A 1,476-nucleotide genomic window follows, 5' to 3' on the forward strand; every position below is an offset into this window, starting at 1 on the left:
ACGCTGCTCGGCTCACGCCGGGACAGGTCGATACCGAGCTCCTCCGCGGCGCGGAAGACGTCCTCGTCGGTGTCACGCATCTCGATGGACATGCCGTCGCTGGAGAGCACCTCGACGTTGAGGCACAGCGACTGCATCTCCTTGATGAGCACCTTGAAGGACTCGGGGATGCCCGGCTCGGGGATGTTCTCGCCCTTGACGATCGCCTCGTAGACCTTCACGCGGCCCAGGACGTCGTCGGACTTGATGGTCAGCAGCTCCTGCAGCGCGTACGCCGCGCCGTAGGCCTCCAGCGCCCACACCTCCATCTCACCGAAACGCTGCCCGCCGAACTGGGCCTTACCGCCCAGCGGCTGCTGCGTGATCATGGAGTAGGGGCCGGTCGAACGCGCGTGAATCTTGTCGTCGACCAGGTGGAGCAGCTTGAGGATGTAGATGTATCCGACCGAGATCGGGTAGGGGAACGGCTCGCCGCTGCGCCCGTCGAACAGCCGGGCCTTGCCGCTCGGCTGCACCATCCGGTCACCGTCGCGGTTGGCGACGGTGCTCTGCAGCAGACCGACGATCTCCTGCTCGTGGGCGCCGTCGAAGACCGGGGTGGCCATGTTGGTGCGCGGGGCGACCTTCTCGAAACCCTTCTCGCGCAGCCGGTCGGCCCAGGCCTCCTGGACGCCGGAGATGTCCCAGCCCCTGGCGGCGATCCACCCCAGATGGGTCTCCAGCACCTGGCCGACGTTCATCCGGCCGGGCACGCCCAGCGGGTTGAGAATGATGTCGACCGGAGTGCCGTCCTCCAGGAACGGCATGTCCTCGACCGGAAGGATCTTGGAGATGACACCCTTGTTGCCGTGCCGGCCGGCCAGCTTGTCACCGTCGGTGATCTTACGCTTCTGCGCCACATAGACGCGCACCAGCTCGTTGACCCCCGGCGGCAGCTCGTCGCCCTCCTCACGGCTGAACACCCGCACGCCGATGACCTTGCCCTGCTCACCGTGCGGCACCTTCAGCGAGGTGTCACGGACCTCACGCGCCTTCTCACCGAAGATCGCACGCAGCAGCCGCTCCTCAGGCGTCAGCTCGGTCTCGCCCTTCGGGGTGACCTTGCCGACCAGGATGTCGCCGGGAACGACCTCGGCGCCGATGCGGATGATGCCGCGCTCGTCGAGGTCGGCCAGGACCTCCTCGGAGACGTTGGGAATGTCACGCGTGATCTCTTCGGGACCCAGCTTGGTGTCACGGGCGTCGACCTCGTGCTCCTCGATGTGGATCGAGGACAGCACGTCGTCCTGCACCAGCCGCTGCGACAGGATGATCGCGTCTTCGTAGTTGTGGCCCTCCCACGGCATGAACGCCACCAGGAGGTTCTTGCCGAGCGCCATCTCACCCTGGTCGGTGCACGGCCCGTCGGCGATCACCTGGTTGACCTCGACCCGGTCGCCCTCGGCGACGATGGGCTTCTGGTTGAACGAGGTGCCC

Annotated in this window: 1 pseudogene; it reads right to left on the reverse strand. The window is 66.6% G+C overall.

Annotated features, from left to right (window positions below):
- Window positions 1-1,476: pseudogene (locus GUY59_RS47000) on the reverse strand (DNA-directed RNA polymerase subunit beta); the annotation flags it as partial.

It is taken from the genome of Nonomuraea sp. K271 (assembly GCF_009908215.1).
Classification (GTDB): domain Bacteria; phylum Actinomycetota; class Actinomycetes; order Streptosporangiales; family Streptosporangiaceae; genus Nonomuraea; species Nonomuraea longispora.